This is a genomic window from Nocardiopsis tropica (assembly GCF_042660575.1).
Lineage (GTDB): Bacteria > Actinomycetota > Actinomycetes > Streptosporangiales > Streptosporangiaceae > Nocardiopsis > Nocardiopsis tropica.
In genome coordinates this window covers 534,750-553,171 of sequence record NZ_JBHSUF010000001.1, presented here as the reverse complement: position 1 = coordinate 553,171, position 18,422 = coordinate 534,750, and the positions used below count along the sequence as shown (strand labels likewise).

21 protein-coding genes are annotated in these 18,422 nt (G+C 73.0%); 1 reads left to right on the top strand and 20 read right to left on the bottom strand.

Annotated features, from left to right (window positions below; all coding sequences use genetic code 11):
* Positions 1-45: 45 nt before the first annotated feature.
* The 11 genes from ACFQBR_RS02375 to hisI form a co-directional block, all read right to left on the bottom strand.
* Positions 46-567, bottom strand: a complete 522-nt coding sequence (locus tag ACFQBR_RS02375) for a MauE/DoxX family redox-associated membrane protein (protein ID WP_330159381.1) — start codon at positions 565-567, stop codon at positions 46-48.
* A gap of 432 nt (positions 568-999) precedes the next feature.
* Complete coding sequence (trpA, locus tag ACFQBR_RS02370) at positions 1,000-1,812, bottom strand: tryptophan synthase subunit alpha (RefSeq protein WP_267945764.1); 813 nt, start codon at positions 1,810-1,812, stop codon at positions 1,000-1,002.
* Positions 1,812-3,029 carry a tryptophan synthase subunit beta gene (gene trpB, locus ACFQBR_RS02365; protein WP_267945765.1) on the bottom strand — a complete coding sequence of 406 codons (1,218 nt, stop codon included), beginning with the start codon at positions 3,027-3,029 and terminating at the stop codon, positions 1,812-1,814. Before trpB ends, trpA begins: the two co-directional genes overlap by 1 nt.
* Before the next feature lie 247 nt (positions 3,030-3,276).
* The gene (gene trpC / locus ACFQBR_RS02360; protein ID WP_267945766.1) at positions 3,277-4,083 is read right to left on the bottom strand and encodes an indole-3-glycerol phosphate synthase TrpC; all 807 of its coding nucleotides are present in this window, start codon (positions 4,081-4,083) and stop codon (positions 3,277-3,279) included.
* A 244-nt stretch (positions 4,084-4,327) separates the two neighbouring features.
* Positions 4,328-4,741: a CD225/dispanin family protein gene (locus ACFQBR_RS02355; protein ID WP_344181730.1), complete on the bottom strand. Its 414-nt coding sequence runs from the start codon at positions 4,739-4,741 to the stop codon at positions 4,328-4,330.
* A gap of 265 nt (positions 4,742-5,006) precedes the next feature.
* Positions 5,007-5,369, bottom strand: a complete 363-nt coding sequence (locus ACFQBR_RS02350) for a CD225/dispanin family protein (protein WP_344181732.1) — start codon at positions 5,367-5,369, stop codon at positions 5,007-5,009.
* 100 nt (positions 5,370-5,469) lie between these two features.
* Entirely contained in the window at positions 5,470-5,976 is a 507-nt protein-coding gene (locus tag ACFQBR_RS02345; RefSeq protein ID WP_344181734.1) for a DUF2752 domain-containing protein, read from the bottom strand.
* A 91-nt stretch (positions 5,977-6,067) separates the two neighbouring features.
* On the bottom strand, positions 6,068-6,424 hold the full coding sequence (locus ACFQBR_RS02340; RefSeq protein WP_267945770.1) for a CD225/dispanin family protein: 357 nt from the start codon (positions 6,422-6,424) through the stop codon (positions 6,068-6,070).
* A 255-nt stretch (positions 6,425-6,679) separates the two neighbouring features.
* A complete protein-coding gene (locus tag ACFQBR_RS02335; RefSeq protein ID WP_344181736.1) occupies positions 6,680-6,961 on the bottom strand; it encodes an HGxxPAAW family protein in 282 nt (93 codons plus the stop codon).
* The gene (locus ACFQBR_RS02330; RefSeq protein WP_378551869.1) at positions 6,961-7,665 is read right to left on the bottom strand and encodes a Trp biosynthesis-associated membrane protein; all 705 of its coding nucleotides are present in this window, start codon (positions 7,663-7,665) and stop codon (positions 6,961-6,963) included. Before ACFQBR_RS02330 ends, ACFQBR_RS02335 begins: the two co-directional genes overlap by 1 nt.
* A complete protein-coding gene (gene hisI, locus ACFQBR_RS02325; protein WP_330159372.1) occupies positions 7,662-8,006 on the bottom strand; it encodes a phosphoribosyl-AMP cyclohydrolase in 345 nt (114 codons plus the stop codon). The genes ACFQBR_RS02330 and hisI overlap by 4 nt, the downstream gene beginning before the upstream one ends.
* A 201-nt stretch (positions 8,007-8,207) precedes the next feature.
* On the opposite strand from hisI, the gene ACFQBR_RS02320 reads away from it, so the two are divergent.
* Positions 8,208-9,209 carry a phosphoheptose isomerase family protein gene (locus ACFQBR_RS02320; RefSeq protein ID WP_344181738.1) on the top strand — a complete coding sequence of 334 codons (1,002 nt, stop codon included), beginning with the start codon at positions 8,208-8,210 and terminating at the stop codon, positions 9,207-9,209.
* 15 nt (positions 9,210-9,224) lie between these two features.
* Here ACFQBR_RS02320 and ACFQBR_RS02315 read toward each other — a convergent pair whose 3' ends face one another.
* From ACFQBR_RS02315 to ACFQBR_RS02275, 9 genes are all read right to left on the bottom strand, one after another.
* The gene (locus tag ACFQBR_RS02315) at positions 9,225-11,078 is read right to left on the bottom strand and encodes an ABC transporter ATP-binding protein (protein ID WP_344181740.1); all 1,854 of its coding nucleotides are present in this window, start codon (positions 11,076-11,078) and stop codon (positions 9,225-9,227) included.
* Positions 11,075-13,099: an ABC transporter ATP-binding protein gene (locus ACFQBR_RS02310; protein ID WP_344181742.1), complete on the bottom strand. Its 2,025-nt coding sequence runs from the start codon at positions 13,097-13,099 to the stop codon at positions 11,075-11,077. Before ACFQBR_RS02310 ends, ACFQBR_RS02315 begins: the two co-directional genes overlap by 4 nt.
* 376 nt (positions 13,100-13,475) lie before the next feature.
* Entirely contained in the window at positions 13,476-14,078 is a 603-nt protein-coding gene (locus tag ACFQBR_RS02305) for a peptidoglycan-binding domain-containing protein (protein ID WP_267945777.1), read from the bottom strand.
* A gap of 178 nt (positions 14,079-14,256) precedes the next feature.
* A complete protein-coding gene (gene hisF, locus ACFQBR_RS02300; protein WP_267945778.1) occupies positions 14,257-15,030 on the bottom strand; it encodes an imidazole glycerol phosphate synthase subunit HisF in 774 nt (257 codons plus the stop codon).
* On the bottom strand, positions 15,027-15,794 hold the full coding sequence (gene priA, locus ACFQBR_RS02295; protein ID WP_344181745.1) for a bifunctional 1-(5-phosphoribosyl)-5-((5-phosphoribosylamino)methylideneamino)imidazole-4-carboxamide isomerase/phosphoribosylanthranilate isomerase PriA: 768 nt from the start codon (positions 15,792-15,794) through the stop codon (positions 15,027-15,029). The genes hisF and priA overlap by 4 nt, the downstream gene beginning before the upstream one ends.
* A gap of 33 nt (positions 15,795-15,827) precedes the next feature.
* On the bottom strand, positions 15,828-16,481 hold the full coding sequence (gene hisH, locus ACFQBR_RS02290) for an imidazole glycerol phosphate synthase subunit HisH (protein WP_352982961.1): 654 nt from the start codon (positions 16,479-16,481) through the stop codon (positions 15,828-15,830).
* A gap of 16 nt (positions 16,482-16,497) precedes the next feature.
* Positions 16,498-16,659, bottom strand: coding sequence for a hypothetical protein (locus tag ACFQBR_RS02285; RefSeq protein ID WP_267945781.1), 162 nt, complete (start codon positions 16,657-16,659; stop codon positions 16,498-16,500).
* Positions 16,660-17,253: an imidazoleglycerol-phosphate dehydratase HisB gene (gene hisB / locus ACFQBR_RS02280; protein WP_267945782.1), complete on the bottom strand. Its 594-nt coding sequence runs from the start codon at positions 17,251-17,253 to the stop codon at positions 16,660-16,662. It lies immediately after the preceding gene.
* A gap of 71 nt (positions 17,254-17,324) precedes the next feature.
* On the bottom strand, positions 17,325-18,422 hold the full coding sequence (locus ACFQBR_RS02275; protein ID WP_330159365.1) for a histidinol-phosphate transaminase: 1,098 nt from the start codon (positions 18,420-18,422) through the stop codon (positions 17,325-17,327).

Sequence of the window (18,422 nt, the reverse complement as noted above, 5' to 3'; positions counted from 1 at the left end):
CCTGTTTCTACTGCTGGAGGTGGTCGACCGTCGTGGGTTCCGGGGTCACCGGAAGAGCCCGATGGCGCGGTCGAGGGCGAAGGGTGATCGCGGCCAGACCGCGATGAAGGCGCCCATGGCGGCGAAGGCGATGTCGCGGGCGATGGAGAGCCCGTAGGTGGTCTCCCCGGGGGCGACCTGTCCGCCGCCGCCGAAGCAGCCGCAGTCGATGTTCAGGCCCCTGGCCATGGCGGAGACGATCCCGGCGATGAAGACGACCATGAGGAGGGCGCCGACGGCTCCGACGTAGCGGGTGGCGAGTCCGACGAGGAGGAGGGCCGCCAGGGCGAGCTCGAACAGGGGGAGGGTGTAGCCGATGAGCCGGGCGACCTCGACGGGGAAGAGGTCGTAGGCCTCGACCGCCTGGACGGAGAGCGCGGGCGGGAACTTGGAGACGGCGGCGAAGACGAGGACGGCCGCGAGTCCGAGCCGGCAGGCGAGGGTGAGCCAGGGTTGGACGGCCTCCCAGCGGGAGCGCGGGACCGCGGGGGCGGTGGAGGCGTCGGGGGATTCGTCGGTTGTGTCCATCGCTTGGGCCTTCGGGGAGTAGGGGACGCTTTGTCGCGTTCGGTGTTGGATCCGTCGCTCTACGTATCGCGTCACATCCTACTGACTGTGGTGGGTCCGTGACGCTGCGGCCGGAAGCCCGGGCGCAGCGGCGGGCGCCCCAGGAATCCGCGACACCGCCATCACATCACCGGCACGGCCCCGGTGGGGGCGTTTCAGGGGTTCCGGCAGGGGCCTCTCACCCGATTCTCACCCTCTTAACCCTGCTTTTGACCAGGCGGGAAGAGCGTCGGGCCGCCCCCGAGGGGACGGCCCGACACCGGTGCCACAGGTCTCCCCCGCCGGTGACCGACGCCGCGACCGCCGTGGACGGAGGTCCCGTGCGAACACGGCCCCGGTCCCGCGGGCGGGCTGCGCGTCCCGGGCGGAGGGGCCCGCGGAGCACACCGGGCCCTACCTGTCGCGGACGCCCCCCGCGAGCTCCTCGGCGAAGGAGCGGACGGCGGTGAGGCCGGTCTCCAGGTCCGGGGCGTCCAGGATCCGCTGGCAGAACCCCGCGCCGACGATGACGCCGTCGGCGTAGGCGGCCACCTCGGCCGCCTGGGCGGCCGTGGAGATCCCCAGGCCCACGCAGACCGGCAGGCCGGACTCGCGGGTCACCTCGCGGGTGCGCCGCACCAGCGTCGCGGCGGTGTCGGCGACCTGCGTGCGGGTGCCGGTCACGCCCATCAGCGAGGCCGCGTACACGAACCCGCTGCACGCCGCGGTGGTCATGGCGAGGCGGCGGTCGGTGGAGGAGGGCGCGACCAGGAAGATCCGGTCCAGGCCGGACGCCTCGGAGGCGGCCGTCCACGCCCCCGCCTCCTCGGGGATGAGATCGGGGGTGATCACCCCGGCTCCGCCCGCCTTGGCGAGGTTCGCGGCGAAGCGCTCCACCCCGTAGCGCTCGATCGGGTTCCAGTACGACATGACCACGGCGGCGGCGCCCGTGGCGGCGGTGGCCTCCACGACGCGGAACACGTCCTCGGTGGTGGTTCCGGCCGCCAGGGCCCGGTCCGCGGCCCTCTGGATGGTGGGGCCGTCCATCATCGGGTCGGAGTAGGGCAGGCCGACCTCGATGACGTCGCAGCCCCCCTCCACCATGGCCTGGATCACCCGGACGGAGGAGTCCGGGTCCGGGAACCCCGCGGGGAGGTAGCCGATCAGGGCCGCCCGGCCCGCCTCGCGGGCCTCGGCCAGCTTGGTCTGCAGCGTCGTCGCGGTCATCACGCCTGTCCCTCCGTGTCGACGAGTCCGAAGTACGCGGCCGCGGTGTCGACGTCCTTGTCCCCGCGCCCGGAGAGGTTCACCAGGATGACGGCGTCCGGGCCGAGGCGCTCGCCGAGCTTGCGGGCGCCGGCCAGGGCGTGGGCGCTCTCGATCGCCGGGATGATGCCCTCGGTGCGGCACAGCAGGCGGAACGCCTCCATGGCCTCCGCGTCGGTGATCGGCTCGTAGCTCGCCCGGCCGGTGTCGGCGAGGTAGGCGTGCTCGGGGCCGACCGCCGGGTAGTCGAGCCCCGCCGAGATGGAGTGGCTGGGCAGGGTCTGGCCGAACTCGTCCTGGAGCACGAACGTGCGCGCCCCGTGGAAGACCCCGGGGCTGCCCGCGGTGATCGACGCGGCGGTGCGGGGGGTGTCCGCGCCGTCCCCCCCGGCCTCGAAGCCGTACAGGGCGACGCTCTCGTCGGGGATGAACGCGGCGAAGACCGCCATGGCGTTGGAGCCGCCGCCCACGCAGGCGGCGACCGCGTCGGGGAGCCGTCCGACCCTCTCCAGGACCTGGGCGCGGGCCTCCTCCCCGACGACGAAGTGCAGGTCGCGCACCAGCTTGGGGAAGGGGTGGGGCCCGGCGACGGTGCCGAAGAGGTAGTGGGTGCGGTCCACGTTGGCGACCCAGTCGCGGAACGCCTCGTTGATGGCGTCCTTGAGGGTGCGGCTGCCGATGGTGACGGGGACGACCTCGGCGCCGAGCATGCGCATGCGGGCGACGTTGAGCGCCTGGCGCCGGGTGTCCTCCTCCCCCATGTAGATGACGCATTCCAGGCCGAGGAGGGCGCAGGCGGTGGCGGTGGCCACGCCGTGCTGTCCGGCTCCGGTCTCGGCGATGACGCGGGTCTTGCCCATGCGCCGGGTGAGCAGGGCCTGGCCGAGCACGTTGTTGATCTTGTGCGAGCCGGTGTGGTTGAGGTCCTCGCGCTTGAGGAGGACGCGGGCGCCGCCGCAGTGCTCGGAGAAGTTGCGGGCCTCGCTGAGGGCGCTGGGGCGGCCGGTGTAGTCCTTCAGCAGCGCGGCCAGTTCGGCCTGGTAGGCGGGGTCGTTCTTGGCCTTCTCCCACTCCGCCTCGACCTCGTCGAGGGCGGCGATGAGCGCCTCGGGGGCGAAGCGGCCCCCGAAGCGGCCGTAGTGCCCGCCGTGGTCGGGCAGTGGTCCAGCATGGCTCATTGGGACGTTCTCCTGGGAAGGGGCCGACGGCGGCTCTTCCCCCGGGCGTACGGCCGCGGGGGTCCGCGCGTCGACCGGCTGCGCGCCGCCTGGTTCCGGCGGCGCGTTCGGACCGGTGGGTCGACGCGGCGTCGGGAACCCGCGGCTCATGCCTGCGGGTTCCCTAGAGCCATCGCCATCGGAGGCCGGGGTGTGCCGTCACCGCGACCGTCCCTGGCGTCGTCTGTCCCATCGTGCTGTTCGTCCCCTAGTTCCGGTCACGCAGGGCGGGGTGTGCTCCCGCGGTCACCAGGTCGGCCACGGCCTCGCGCGGGTTCCGACCGCGGACGAGGCTCTCGCCGACGAGGACCGCTCCGGCGCCGGCGCCGGCGTAGGCCAGCAGGTCGTGCGGGCCGCGGACTCCGGACTCGGCGATCTTGACGACGTCGGAGGGGATGCCGGGGGCGATCCGGGAGAAGGTGTCCCGGTCGACCTCCAGGGTCTTGAGGTTGCGCGCGTTGACGCCGATGACGGTGGCGCCGGCGTCGACGGCCCGGGTCACCTCGTCCTCGTCGTGGACCTCGACCAGGGGCATGAGTCCCAGGGAGCGGGCGCGCTCGACCAGGGAGACCAGGGCCTCCTGGGGCAGCGCCGCGACGATGAGGAGGACGGCGGAGGCGCCGAAGACGCGGGCCTCCCACAGCTGGTAGGAGCTGACCACGAAGTCCTTGCGCAGGAGCGGGGTGTCGACGGCCTGGTGGACGGCCCGGAGGTCGTCGAGGCTGCCCTTGAAGCGGCGCTCCTCGGTGAGGACGCTGATGAGCGCGGCGCCCCCGGCCTCGTAGTCGCGGGCCAGGGCGGCGGGGTCGGTGATGGTCGCGAGCGGTCCCTTGGAGGGGCTCGCCCGCTTGACCTCGGCGATCACGTGGACGCCGGGACGGCGCAGGGCGGCTTCGGCGTCCTGCGGGGTGGGCGCCGACTCGGCCTGGGCCTTGAGGCGGTCCAGGGGCAGCGCCTCCTGCCGCTTCGCCAGGTCGGCGCGTACTCCGTCGAGGATCTCGTCGAGCACGCTCACCAGTTACCGCTCCCTCGTGCAGTGGTCTGTCACGGTGGTGGCTCCGGCGGGCGGGCCGCCCGCGCGGCGTGCCCGGACGCACCGCCGGCGCACCGTGTTGCTGGTCATCGTATCGACCTTCGGGGGCCGGGGGGCCGCCACCCCCCACCTGGTCCCCCGGGTTCTCCGGGGGAACGGGTGGGAAGGGGTGGCTGTGTCCGCTTGTGTCAGGGGGTGTCCGGCGGCGCGTGCCGCCGCGCCGGAATCAGATCTCGGAGATGAAGAGGCCGACCATCATCACGATCATGAAGAGGATGTAGAGGGCCGCCGGGACGAAGAGCACCACGCCGATGATGCCCATGACCTTGGCGATCTTGGACGAGGTCTCGGCGCCCCGGTAGTCGCCGGAGGTCCACTGGCTGTTGACCATGACGGCGAAGACCAGGCCGATGATGCCGATCACCGGGAAGCAGCTGATGATGCCCAGGATGTTCATGGCCAGGTGGTTCTTGGGCGGGTCGCCGGGAGGCGGGCCACCGTGGCCCGGTACGCCTCCGTAGCCGGAGGGAGGGCCGTATCCGCCGGGTGTGCCGTAGCCCCCTGGAGGGCCGTATCCCCCGGGGGGACCGTGGCCGCCGGGGGGACCGTGGCCGCCGGGGGGCAGGGCGTCGTAGCTCATGTCGGGTTCCGCTCTCGTGGGGGATGTCGGCGGGCCGGCTCGTCCCCGGCTCCACCTGTCGGGCACGGCCCTCACCGGCGTTCCGCCCGTCCGGGCCCGTGGCGCCGATGGGCGGCCGGGACGGCCGGTCTTCTTCCTTGCCGGGGGCGCCGCGCGTTCGTCGGCGCCCCTGCCCCGGAGACCGGGGACAGGGGCGCCGTGTCCCGAGCACCGCTCGTCGCGCCGCTCGCGGCGGCACGCGCTGCCGTGGGCCGGGATGCCTGCCTCAGTACGTGGCCGCGGCGCCGAAGGCGACGATGAACATCAGGAGGACGAAGAGCAGGTAGAGGACGACGCAGATGAATCCGACCAGGCCGATGATCCCCATGATCTTGGCGACCTGCGCGGAGGACTGGGCTCCCGCGTAGTCACCCGACTCCCACTTGCTGTTGACCTGGAGTGCGAAGATCAGGCCGATGATGCCGACCACGGTGCACCCGAAGATGCCCAGGATGTTGAACATCAGGTAGTTCTTGGGCGGTCCGCCCGCGGGCGGGCCTCCGTACCCCGGCGCGCCTCCGTAGCCCGCGGGCGGGCCGTAGCCACCGCTGGGCGGGCCGTAGCCGCCGGTGGGAGGTCCGTAGCTCATAGGGGTCCAACCTTCCAGGACGTGTGTGTGGTGCGTTGACTCGTACAGGGGGTCGTGGCGCTCATCCGCTCAGACGGCGGAAGTGCCCTTCTGGTTCTGGCTACCAGCCGGGGAACAGCGGTGTTCCCGGGGCGAGGAAGGAGAACCAGGGCAGGTTGCGCAGGATCCAGTGGGCGGTGATGACGATCAGGAGCAGCCACAGGAACCAGCCCGGGGTGAGCTTGGGCGGCTTCGTGGGCGGTCGGACCGTCCTGACCAGCCACAGCGTGTAGGTCACCGCGATGTAGGGGAGCAGGAGCACCAGCAGGGGGTTCATGCTGATGGCGCCGAGGAAGTCGCCGTGCGTGGCCAGGGCGATCGCGCGCATGCTGCCGCAGCCGGGGCAGAACGTGCCGGTGAGCAGCAGCCACGGGCACGTGGGGTAGTTGCCGGGCTCGTTGGGGTCCACGAAGTGCAGGAGCGTGGCCCCGGTCAGGCCGAGGACGCCCAGGCCGACGGGCCACACGACCGGGGGCAGGGCCCTGAGCCGGTGTTCGACGCGCTGGGTCCACGAGGGCGCGGCAGGCGTCTCGGGCCCGGCGGTCTCGGGTGGTTCGCTTGGGTGCACGGGACCAGCCTACGGGTTCGGGGAGGACAGGGTTCTGCCCCCGTGGCCACAGGGCGCACGGGGGCAGACACGTGCTCGGTGCGGGTGCCGACTAGTAGTACGTGGGCGTTGACGCAACGAGGAGCACGGTGCTCACGATGTAGAAGCCGATGCTCAGCACGTAGGCGATGCTGCCGAGGATGAAGGCGAGCTTCGTGAACTTCTTCGCCTGGGCCTGGGCCTGCATCGCGCCGGCCTGGTCGCCGCGGTTCCACAGGTCGTTGACCTTGGTCGCGTTGATGATCGCCGGGATGGCGAGGGGCCAGCAGCAGAAGACGGCGACGATCGCCCAGGTGAGGCCGTTGTCGGGCGGGGTGCCGCCGGGGGCGCCGTAACCGCCTCCGGGAGGCCCGTAGCCGCCGCCGGGGGGCGGGCCGGGGTTGCCGGGGGGAGGGGGACCGTAGCTCATGGTCGTACAACTTTCAGAAAGAGGACAAGGGATTTCGCACGGTGTGGAGAACACACCGGCCCGACATGGGGCAGGATCGGGTCACCGGAACGCGTACGTCACGGGCAGAAACGAATGATGCCAGACAGAGGGGACATCAGCCGACAGGCGACGACACGTTTGGCAGGTCCGGTGTGGTGAATCTACCTGCCCCATGGGACCTTCGTCCATTTTCCGTTACTCACTCGTTGTGAGCTGCGGTTTCGCGGAGGGGAGTCAGTTATTGCCCGCCGTGGCCGAGACCTTCCGGGCGGCTTCCCACGCCTCACGGGTCTGCGGGTAGGGGCGCGGCTCCTTGCGGCCGAGGCCGACCTTCTTCATGACGCCGGCGATGACGGCCAGGACGATGCTGAGGCCGAGACCGATGAGGGTCCACGTCACCAGGGCGCCGCCGAGGATGATGGCGACGGCCGCCACGGTCCAGGCCACGATCCAGGAGATGGTGAGGAACCAGGCGGAAACGGTGTTGCCGTGGTCGTCGTGGTGTTCGTCGGCCATCAGTGGTTCTCCTTCGGTTCGGCTGGCCGTGCTGCCAGCGGTGCGGGTTCGCCGGCGTCCCCGGGGCCGGCGGGGTCCTCGGACCGGCCGCCGTCGGGGGCGTCGAGTGTGGGATCGTCACCGGCATCCAGCGATTTCCACAGGTCGGCAGGTGTCTCGGCCCGGGTCGCGCGCGGTGCGGCGTCCCGATCGTACCGGGTGCCCATGCCCGGCCAGGCAGGGGCTCGTACCGCGGACAGGAGCCCGGCGAGGACCAGGAGGACGGCGCCTCCCCCGGCCATGGCGGGGCCGAGCGCGGCCAGGTGGGGCGCCGCCGCCACCTGGGCGGTGCCCGCGGCGTCAGTGGCGTTCTTCGCCACGGCCTCCATGAGGGCGTCGGGCCGTGTTGCTCCCCACACGGAGGTCAGGGCGAGGACGCCGCCCGCGGCGACGAGGGCGCCGACGAGCCGCCGGGCCCATCCGCGTGTGGCGTACAGGCCCGCGATGCCGGCCAGGCCGGCCCACCCGATGCCGCTGGGCGCGCCGGTCAGGTCGGCCCCGGTGAGTGCGACGGGGACCGGCGGGACCGGTCCGGGCGCCGTGAGCTGGCCGGTCGCCCACTGCTGTCCGGCGGCGGCGAGGAGGAGTCCGGCGCCGGCGGCCAGGCCGAGCATGGTGGCGCCGTACTCGCGCCGGACGCGGGGGGAGGTCGTGGGGGAGCTCACAGCAGTGCCCCGGCGTCGAAGCACGTGCGGTCGCCCGTGTGGCAGGCGGCGCCCTCCTGGTCGACGCGGACCAGGAGCGTGTCGCCGTCGCAGTCCAGTGCGACCGACACCACACGCTGGGTGTGCCCGGACGTGGCTCCCTTGACCCAGTACTCGTTGCGGCTGCGCGACCAGTAGGTGGCGGCGCGGGTCGTGAGGGTGCGGTGCAGCGCCTCGTCGTCCATCCAGGCGAGCATGAGCACCTCCCCGGTGTCGTGCTGCTGGACGACGGCGGGGACGAGGCCGTCCGCGGTCCGCTTGAGTCGGGCGGCGATGGCCGGGTCGAGGCTGGTGACGCTCATGTCCTCCAGGTTATGGCCGACCGTCCAGCGGTCCGCACCGGGTCGTGCCCAGCGGGGCCGGGCGCGGGGCGTCCCCTTGGGGGCGTTCGTCCGGGGCGGTTAGAGTTCGTGCGTCCTCCCGGTTCGGGTGCCGCGGGCCGTCCCCGGCGCCCGCCTCGCTCCCCCGCCCCTTCCGTCCGCCGTCTCCACCCTGGGAGTTCCGTGACCGCCGAGACCCTGTCCGCCGACCTGGCGGGCAAGCCCGCAGCGCTGACCTCGCTCGCCACCCGCTTCCCCCGGTGGGACCCCTACGCCGCGCTGCCCGCGCTCCTGGCCGACGAGCCCGCCGCCGTGCGGTTCGTGGGCCTGGGTTCGGCCCGTTACGCCTGCGAGGTGGCGGCGGCCCGGCTGCGGCGCGCGGGCATCGCGGCGAGCGCGGACCGCTCCTCGTCCGCGGAGCAGCCGCCCGCCGGCCCGGAGACGCTGGTGGTGGCGGTGTCCCTGGGCGGCGGCCAGAGGGAGCTGTACACGGTGCTGGACCGGTACGTCGCGCGGTCACCGGTGATCGTGCTGGCCCCGTCCGCGGACCTGGTGGTGGGGCACTACGCGGACCTGCTGGTGCCGCTGCACGCGGGCGAGGAGGAGAGCGGCCTGGCCTGCCGGGCCTACCAGCACGCGCTGGCGCTGCTCCTGCTGCTGGGCCACCGCCTGGGCGCCCCTGTGTCCGGGAGCAGCCAGAACTTCCCGGGGCTGCTGCGCCGGGCGGCCAACGCCGCGAAGTCGCTGCTGGCGAGTGCCCCGGAGTGGGTGCCCGAGGCGGCGCGGATCCTGGAGTCGCCGCACGGCGTGCACCTGGTGGCGCCGGACGAGCGGATGGCGTCGGCCTCGCAGGGCGTCCAGGCCCTGCGCAAGGGCCCGGTGCGGGCGGCGTACGCGTGCGAGACCGGCGAGTGGTCGCACACGGACCGCTACCTGGCGGCCGTGACGGACTACCGGGCGCTGCTGTTCGCGGGGTCGGCCTACGACGAGCGGTTCGCCGAGCACCTGGGGCACCTGCGCGGCACGTTCGTGGCCGTGGGCCCCACCCCCGGGCACGAGCGCGTGCCGGGGGCGGAGCTGACCGTCCGCTACCCGGGCGACTCCGACCCGGATGTGAGCCTGCTGGTGGAGCCGCTGGTGGCGGAGCTGCTGGCCGCCCACTGGTGGAGGGCGTCCCCCCGCTGACGGACGGTGGCGGGGTCAGGCCGAGGAGCTGACCCAGGAGGCGTACAGGTCGGCGTACACGCCGGGCCGCGCGACGAGTTCGGCGTGCGACCCGCTCTGGACGATGCGGCCGTCGTCGAAGACCAGTACCCGGTCGGCCGCCTCGGCGGTGGACAGGCGGTGTGCGATGGCCACGGAGGTGCGTCCCCGGGTGAGCCGGTCCAGGGCCCGCTGGATGCGGACCTCGGTGTGGGGGTCCACGGCCGACGTGGCCTCGTCGAGGACGAGCAGGTCGGGGTCGGCGACGTAGGCGCGCACGAGGGCGACGAGCTGCCGCTCCCCCGCCGACAGGGACTCTCCGCGCTGTCCGACCGGTGTGTCCAGGCCGTGCGCGAGGGAGTCGAGCCACTCGGAGAGGCCGAGTTCGGTGACGGCTGCCTCCAGCTCGGCGTCGGTGCTCTCGGGGCGGGCGAAGCGGATGTTGTCGCCCAGGGAGCTGTCGAAGAGGAAGCCCTCCTGCGGGACCATGACGACGCGGCTGCGCAGGGAGGAGAAGGCCACCTCGCGCAGGTCGACGCCGTCGAGGCGCACGGTGCCCCTGGCGGGGTCCATGAGTCTGGTGAGGAGTTTGACGAAGGTGGTCTTGCCCGAGCCCGTCTCCCCCACGACCGCGACCCGGGTGCCCGGGGTGATCTCGACGGCGACGTCGTCCAGGACGACGGGGCCGTCGGGGTAGGAGTAGGTGACGTCGTCGAAGGTGACCCGGACCGGGCCGCGGGGCAGGACCTTGCCGGCCTCCCCGGGGTCGGCGATGTCGGGTGCGGTGTCCAGGACGCCCAGGACCCTGCGCCACCCGGCGATGGCGTTCTGGGCCTCGTTGAAGATCTCGGTCGCCATCATCATGGGCTGGATGAACAGGGTCAGCAGGAACAGGAAGGCGATGAGCTGTCCGGCGGTCAGGTCGCCGCCCAGGCCGAGCCAGACGCCGACGAGGACCACGGCCGCGTTGCCGACCGCGGAGACGATCTCGGCGAAGGGTGAGACCGCCATGGCCAGCCGCTGGGCGCGGACCTGGGAGCGCCGGGTCCTGGTCACGGTGGAGTCGATCCGCTCCGCGGTGCGCTTCTCGGTGCCGTGGGCGCGGATGACGGCCGCGCCCATGACGGTCTCGCCGATGACGCCGAGCATGTCGCCGGTGTTCTCGCGGACCTTCATGTACGCCGAGGACAGGTGCTTCTGGAGCCAGCGGACGCCGAACAGCAGCGGCAGCACGCAGACCCACACCACGATGGTGAGCTGCCAGGAGTAGACCGCCATGAGGGCGGTGGCGACGAGGAGCTGGCCGGCGCTGACGAGCAGGAGCAGGCCGCCCCACTGCATGAAGGTGCTGATCTGGTCGACGTCGCTGGTGACGCGGGAGACCAGGGCGCCCTTGCGCTCGCTGTTCTGGGTGAGCACGGACAGGTCGTGGACGTGCCGGAACGCCTTGCGGCGCAGGGTGGCCAGGCCGGACTCGGTGGCCCGGTACAGGCGCAGGTTCATCAGGTAGGACGCGACCATGGTGACCACGAGGAGTCCGGCGCAGACGGCCACCATGCGGGCGACGAAGGCGAGGTCGGGGCCCTCCGGTCCGGAGAGCCCGTTGTCGATGATCTGCTGGACGGCGACGGGCACGACGATCTTGCCGCCGGTGGCGACGACGGCGAACACCAGGGTGAGCCAGAGGCCCTTGGCGAACTCCGGGGAGAGCCGCAGGCCGCGCCGGACCGTGCCCATGGCGGTGTCGGTGGAGCGGTGCAGGGAGAGGAGCGGGTCGGCGGCGTCGCCGGCCTCCCGCCCGGGGTCCGGTTCGGGCCGCTGGTCGGCACGGGTCTGGGCGGGTGCGCTCATCGGCTCGTCTCCTCGGTGGCGTGGTCGCCGTGCGCGGTGGCGGGCGGGGCGGGTTCGAGTGGTCCGGGTTCCTCGGGGAGGGGTTCGCGTTCGGCCTCGCCCTCGGCGGAGGCCCGTTCGTACGCGGTGACCAGCCTGGTGTAGCCGGGTGAGGCGGTGAGGAGTTCGTCGTGGGTGCCGCGGGCCAGGACGCGGCCCCGTTCCATGTAGACGACCTCGTCGGCGAGTTCGATGGTGGCGCGCCGGTAGGCGACGACGACCACGGTGGCGGCGTCGTCGCGTGCGCGCAGCCCGGCGAGGATCTGGGCCTCGACCTGCGGGTCGACGGCGGAGGTGGCGTCGTCCATGATCAGCAGCCGGGGCCGCCGGACGACGGCGCGGGCCAGGGCGAGGCGCTGGCGCTGGCCGCCGGACAGGGTGGTGCCCTTCTCCCCGAGCGGGGCGTCGAGGCCGCCGTCGAGTTCGCCGATGAAGCCGTCGGCGCGGGCCAGGCGCAGGGCGGCCCACACCTGCTCGTCGTCGATGTCGGCGCCGAGGGTGATGTTGTCGCGGACCGTGTCCTCGAACACGAAGGTGCCCTGGGGCACGAGGGCGGCGTGCCCGGAGACCTGGCCGCGGGCGAGGTCGCGGACGTCGACGCCGTCGAGGCGGATGTGGCCCGTGTCGGGGTCGACGAGGCGCATGAGCAGGGTGGTGAGCGTGGACTTGCCCGAGCCGGTGGGGCCGACGAGGGCGACGGTGCGGCCGGGGGCGATGTCCAGGTCCACTCCGTTGAGGACGGTGGTGCGGGCGGTGGTTTCCCCGTCGTCCATCAGGTCGCGGCCGCCGCCGTCGGCGTCGTAGGAGTCGGCGTAGGAGAAGGTGACGCCGCGGGCGCTCAGGGCGATGCCGCGGGGGCTGTCCTCCAGGGTCCGGTCGCCGTGCTCCATGGTGCCGCCGGATCCGAGGACGGACTGGACGCGGTCCCAGCCGACGACGCTGCGGGGCAGGTCGCCGAGGATCCACCCGAAGGAGCGGATCGGCAGGGCCAGGAGGGTGAAGAGGAAGGCGATCTGGACGAGGTCGCCGGGGTCGATGGCGCCGGTGGAGAGCCGCCACATGCCGAGGAGCAGGACGGCGAGCACGCCGAAGTTGGGCAGCGCCTCCATGACCGGGTCGAACATGGAGCGCATGCGGCCGACCTGGATGAGGGCGTCGCGGAGGCTGTGCGCGGACCGGGTGAAGCGCTCGGTCTCGGTGTCCTCCCTGCCGAGGGTCTTGACGACGAGGGCGCCGTCGAAGGACTCGTGGGCGACGCCGCTGACCTCGGCGCGCAGGGCCTGGGCCCGGGAGGCCATGGGTGAGACGCGGCGCTGGAAGACGACGTTGGCGGCGGCCAGGACGGGGAAGACGACGAAGGCGACCAGGGCGAGCACGGGGTCGGTGACGAGCATGGCCACCGCGGCGATGACGAGCATGAACACGCTGCCGACGGCCATGGGAAGCGGAGCGAGCGGCTGCCAGGCGGCCTCGACGTCGGCGTTGGCGTTGGAGAGCAGCTGGCCGGTGGGGTGGCGGTGGTGCCAGGAGAGCGGGAGTTCGAGGTACTTGCGGGCGACGGCGCGGCGGTAGCGGGCCTGCATGCGGAACTGCATGAGGGCGGCGAGCATGCGGCGCATGGCGATGCCGACGGCCTTGCCCAGGCCGACCGCGAGGAGCAGTCCGGCGGCGGTGGCGAGCGCGGCCGCGGTGGTGCTGCCCCGGGCGAAGGCGGGGAGGATGGTGGTGTCGGTGAGGTGGCCGAGGACGGAGGCCGAGCCGACGGTGACGCCGGCGTGCAGCATGGCTCCGGCGACGGCGGCGAGGAAGATCCACGGTTCGGTGCGCGCGGCGACCCACAGGACGCGCATGCCCCGTCCGAAGATCCCGGCGCCGGCGGTGTCCGCGGGGCGGTCGCCGGTCCCGGCGTCGCCGACGGGCTCCTCCGGTGGCGCGGAGCCCTCCCCGGTCCCCGGATCCCTCGTGCTGGTGCCCTGCGCCATACGCCCCCCGTTCGTCTGCCTGCCGGTTCCGCCGGCACGGCCCGGCCCCTCACGCGCCGACGCCCTCCGGGCATGCCGAAGGGGACGTGGGTGCGTGTGTCGAGCCAACCTATCCAGCGGAACCGACAAGGTTCCACCGGATTGTTTCAGCGCGGTTCGCGCCGGGGCTATTCCGGCCGGGAGGGTCCGGCGCTCGTGGGAGCGCCCGGGGGGCGGGGGACGGCGCCCGGGGCGGGCGGAGGGGTCCGGGGCGGGCGGAGGGGTCCGCGTGCGGTGGCCGGCGCACGCCGGGTGGGGTGGTCGACGGGGCGCCCGGTCCACCGGGGTGGTCCGGGCGCCGTGGCGGTCGGAGCGGCCGTCCTCCGACCGCCGGGTACTACTGGGCCGCGACCTGGTAGGTGACCAGCGCGCGGAAGGTCAGGCGGCCGGTGATGCCGTCGACCCCGATGCCGAACTCGCGCTGCGCGGCGCGGACCGCCCGCTCGGTGGCGGGGCCGTACTGGCCGTCGACGGCGAGCCCGGAGGCGATCCCCTTCTCCTTGAGGAGGACCTGGATCGCCTCGACGACGAGTCCGCGGGTGCCCGGGCCGTACTCGCCGAAGGTGCGCTCGCGCAGCAGCAGCCAGGTCTCCTCGTCGAGCGCCCCGGTCTCGACGAGGTCGTTCGGGTTGTCCCGCTGGTAGCGCTTGACCGTGTTCTCGAGGCTGAGGTTGAAGAACCGCGAGGTGGTGCTGTCCGAGCGGTAGCCGTGGTGGGCGAGCAGCTTGCGTGCGGCCGCGATGTCGACCGACCGGTCGCCCCTCACGTAGTACGGCCACGCCTCGGCCTCGATCTGGGCGACGACCTGCTCGGAGGTGCGGTTGAGGTTGTCGGCGGAGGCCGCGGGAGCGGTGGCGACGACGGCGGTGGCGGCGACCGCGGAGGCGGCGATCAGGGAGACGAAACGCCTACCAAAACCACCAAAGAAGTGCGGAAACATGCGAAAAAAGGTCCTTCCCCCGTGGGTAATGGGCACTACGGGGATCATGCTCACACGAAGCGTCGGCGTGTCGAGGCAACGCCACACGGAAACGACTACGTGTCGTCATACGGACGCGCAAGGTCCCCGGGACGTACTCGTCCCGGGGACCTTGCGCACTTCCATCCGCCGAAAAACCTCAGCGCACCGCGTGGCCCGCCTCGCGCAGGCTCCGCTTGACGTCGGCGACGGTGAACTCGCCGAAGTGGAAGACCGTCGCGGCCAGCACCGCGTCCGCGCCCGCCTCCACCGCCGGGACGAAGTGCTCGACCGCCCCCGCGCCGCCGGAGGCGATCAGGGGCACGTCCACCCGGGCCCGCGCCCCGCGGATCAGCTCCAGGTCGAAGCCGGCCCTGGTGCCGTCGGCGTCCATCGAGTTGAGCAGGATCTCCCCCGCGCCCAGCCCGGCGGCGCGCTCGCACCACTCCAGGGCGTCGATCCCGGTCCCGCGGCGGCCGCCGTGGGTGGTGACCTCGAACCCGCTGGGGGTCGGCCGGTCGCCCTCGCGCACCCGGCGCACGTCGGCGGAGAGCACCAGGACCTGGCGGCCGAAGCGCTCGGCGATCTCCTCGATGAGCTCGGGTCGGGCGATGGCGGCCGTGTTGACGCCCACCTTGTCCGCGCCCGCCCGCAGCAGGAGGTCGACGTCGTCGGCGGTGCGCACCCCGCCGCCCACGGTCAGCGGGATGAACACCTGGTCGGCGGTGCGGCGGACCACGTCGTAGGTGGTCTCCCGGTCGCCGCTGGAGGCGGTGACGTCGAGGAAGGTGAGCTCGTCCGCGCCGGCCGCGTCGTAGCCGTGGGCGAGCTCCACCGGGTCGCCCGCGTCGCGCAGGTTCTCGAAGTTGACGCCCTTGACCACCCGCCCGGCGTCCACGTCCAGACAGGGGATGACGCGCACGGCCAGGCTCACCGGACCACGTCCTCGGCGTCGCGCACCGCAGCCAGGGCGTCCTCCAGGGTGAACGCGCCCTCGTACAGCGCGGTGCCCATGATGGCGCCCTCCACCCCCAGCGGTACCAGGGTGGCGATGGCCCTCAGGTCGTCCAGGCTGGACACGCCGCCGCTGGCGACCACCGGCTTGTCGGTGCGCTCGCACACGGTGCGCAGCAGGTCCAGGTTGGGGCCCTTGAGGGTGCCGTCCTTGTTGACGTCGGTGACGACGTACCGGGCGCAGCCCTCCGACTCCAGCCGGTCCAGGGTCGCGAACAGGTCGCCGCCGTCCCGGGTCCAGCCGCGCGCGGCCAGGGTCGTGCCGCGCACGTCCAGGCCGATCGCGATCCGGTCGCCGTGCTCGGCGATGATCCTGGCGCACCACTCCGGGTTCTCCAGGGCCGCGGTGCCGATGTTGACCCGGCGGCACCCGGTGGACAGCGCGGCGGCCAGCGACTCGTCGTCGCGGATGCCGCCGGACATCTCCACCTTGACGTCCAGGCGTCCCACGATGTCGCGCAGCAGGTCGCGGTTGTGTCCGCGCCCGAACGCGGCGTCCAGGTCCACCAGGTGGATCCACTCGGCCCCGGCGTTCTGCCAGGCCGTGGCGGCCTCGAAGGGGTCGCCGTACTGGCCCCCCGAACCGGCCTTGCCCTGGACGAGCTGGACGGCCTGCCCGCCCGCCACGTCCACGGCGGGAAGCAGTTCGAGTGCGGGGGACGACGGGGTGTGCTCGCCGGTCATGAAACCTTCTCGTGCTCGGTGGGAAAACGTCGGTCAGAGGGTGGCGACCCAGTTGGCGAGCAGGCGGGCGCCCGCGTCGCCGGACTTCTCCGGGTGGAACTGGGTGGCGCACAGCGGCCCGTTCTCGACGGCGGCCACGAACGGCTCGCCGTGCTCGGCCCAGGTGACCCCGGGCTCGCGGATGCGCTCGTTGTGCGTGGAGAACTCCCATTCGCGCACCGCGTAGGAGTGCACGAAGTAGAAGCGCTCCTGCGGGCCGATCCCGGCGAAGAGCCGCGTGTCCGCGGGGGGCCGGACGGTGTTCCAGCCCATGTGCGGCACGATCGGCGCGCGCAGGCGGTCCACGGTCCCGGGCCACTCGCCGCAGCCCTCGGTCACCTGGTCCCCGGCCCTCGGGTCGGCGCGCTCCACGCCCCGGTCGAAGAGGACCTGCATCCCCACGCAGATGCCCAGGACGGGGCGGCCCCCGGCCACGCGCCGACCGATGATCCGGTCGCCGCCGGCCGCTCTGAGGCTGGACATGCAGGCGCTGAACGCGCCGACGCCCGGGACGACGAGGCCGTCCGCCTCCAGTGCGGCGTGCGGGTCGGAGGTGACGGTGACGTCGGCGCCGGTGCGCTCCATGGCGCGCTGCGCCGAGCGCAGGTTGCCGGAGCCGTAGTCGAAGACGACCACTCGTGACGGCATGGGAACTGCCCTTCCTCTACAGGTAGCCCAGTCGGAGAGCGCCGGAGGCGACGGCGAGCACGGTGCAGCCGGCCAGGGCCACGGCGATGAGCCTGTTGACCTTCCACATCGCGTAGGCGCCCCCGGCCAGGAAACCGCCCAGCACGACGAGGGCGATCCCCCACAGGTCGGTGTCCATCTACAGGGCGCCCTTGGTGGAGGGGATGCCGCTGACGCGCGGGTCCTTCTCCGTGGCGGAGCGCAGGGCGCGCGCCAGTGCCTTGAACTGGCACTCCACGATGTGGTGGGCGTTGCGCCCGTAGGGGACGCGCACGTGCAGGGCGACCCGCGCCTGGGCGACGAAGGACTCCAGGATGTGGCGGGTCATGGTGGTGTCGTAGTCGCGGCCGATGATCGGCGCCATGCCCTCGGGTTCGCTGTGGACCAGGTAGGGGCGGCCGGAGACGTCGACGGTCACCTCGGCCAGTGCCTCGTCGAGGGGCACCTTGGCGTCGGCGAAGCGGCGGATGCCGGCCTTGTCGCCGAGCGCCTCCCGGAAGGCCGCGCCCAGGGCCAGGGCGGTGTCCTCCATGGTGTGGTGCGAGTCGATGTGCAGGTCGCCCTCGGTGCGCACGGTCAGGTCGAACAGGCCGTGCTTGGCGAGCTGGTCGAGCATGTGGTCGAAGAAGCCGACGCCGGTGGAGACGTCGGCGACGCCGGTGCCGTCCAGGTCGATCTCGACCAGGACCTTGGTTTCCTTGGTTGCGCGTTCGACGCGCCCGATACGGCTCATGGTGACTCTCCCGGTGGTTCTGGCGGGTGCGGTGGGGCGGGGCCGGCGGCCGGCGGGTCCCGGAGGCGCGGTCAGCGGCCGGTCGCGCGGAGGAGCGCTGCCCGGAAGGCGGCCATCTCCTCCGGGGTGCCGACGGTGACGCGCAGCCAGCCCGGCGGACCGACCTCGCGGATGAGGACCTGCTGGTCGAGCATCGCCTGCCACACCTCGGTGCGGTCCTCGAACTCACCGAACAGGACGAAGTTCGCGTCGGAGTCGGCCACGGCGAAGCCGTGCTCGCGCAGCCAGGCGACGGCGGCGTCGCGTTCGGCGCGCAGGTCGTCGACGGCGCCGAGGAGTTCGTCGGAGTGGTCGAGCGCGGTGAGCGCGACCGTCTGGGTGACGGCGGACAGGTGGTAGGGCAGGCGGACCAGCTGGAGGGCGTCGACCACGGCCGGGTGCGCGGCCAGGTAGCCGACGCGGGCCCCGGCCAGGGCGAACGCCTTGGACATCGTGCGCGAGACGATCAGCCTGGGGTGGTCGGCCAGCAGGGTGAGCGCGCTGGGCGTGCCCGTGCGGCGGAACTCGGCGTAGGCCTCGTCCACGACCACGACCCCGGGCGCCGCGTCGGCGACGCGCGCGATGTCGGCGATGTCCAGGGCCGTGCCGGTGGGGTTGTTGGGCGAGGTGAGGAAGACCACGCTGGGCCGGTGCTCGGCGATCGCGGCCAGGGCCGTGTCGGTGTCGATCCGGAAGTCGGCGTCGCGCGGCACGGACACCCATCCCGTCCCGGTGCCCCGGGAGATGATCGGGTGCATCGAGTAGGACGGCTCGAAGCCCATGGCGGTCCTGCCCGGCCCTCCGAAGGCCTGGAGGATCTGCTGGAGGACCTCGTTGGACCCGTTGGCAGCCCACACGTGGGCGCCGGTCAGACCGTGGCCGAGGTAGGAGGCCAGGCCCTCGCGCAGGCGGACCGCGTCCCGGTCGGGGTAGCGGTTGAGGCCCAGCGCGGTGGCGGCCACGGCGTCGGCCAGGGCCCTGGCGAGGCGGGGCGAGGGCGCGTGCGGGTTCTCGTTGGTGTTGAGGACCACCGGCACGTCCAGTTGGGGCGCCCCGTAGGGCGAGCGCCCCCGCAGGTCGTCGCGGAGTGGCAGGTCGTTCAGTGTGAAGCTCACGGGTTCCACGCTCAT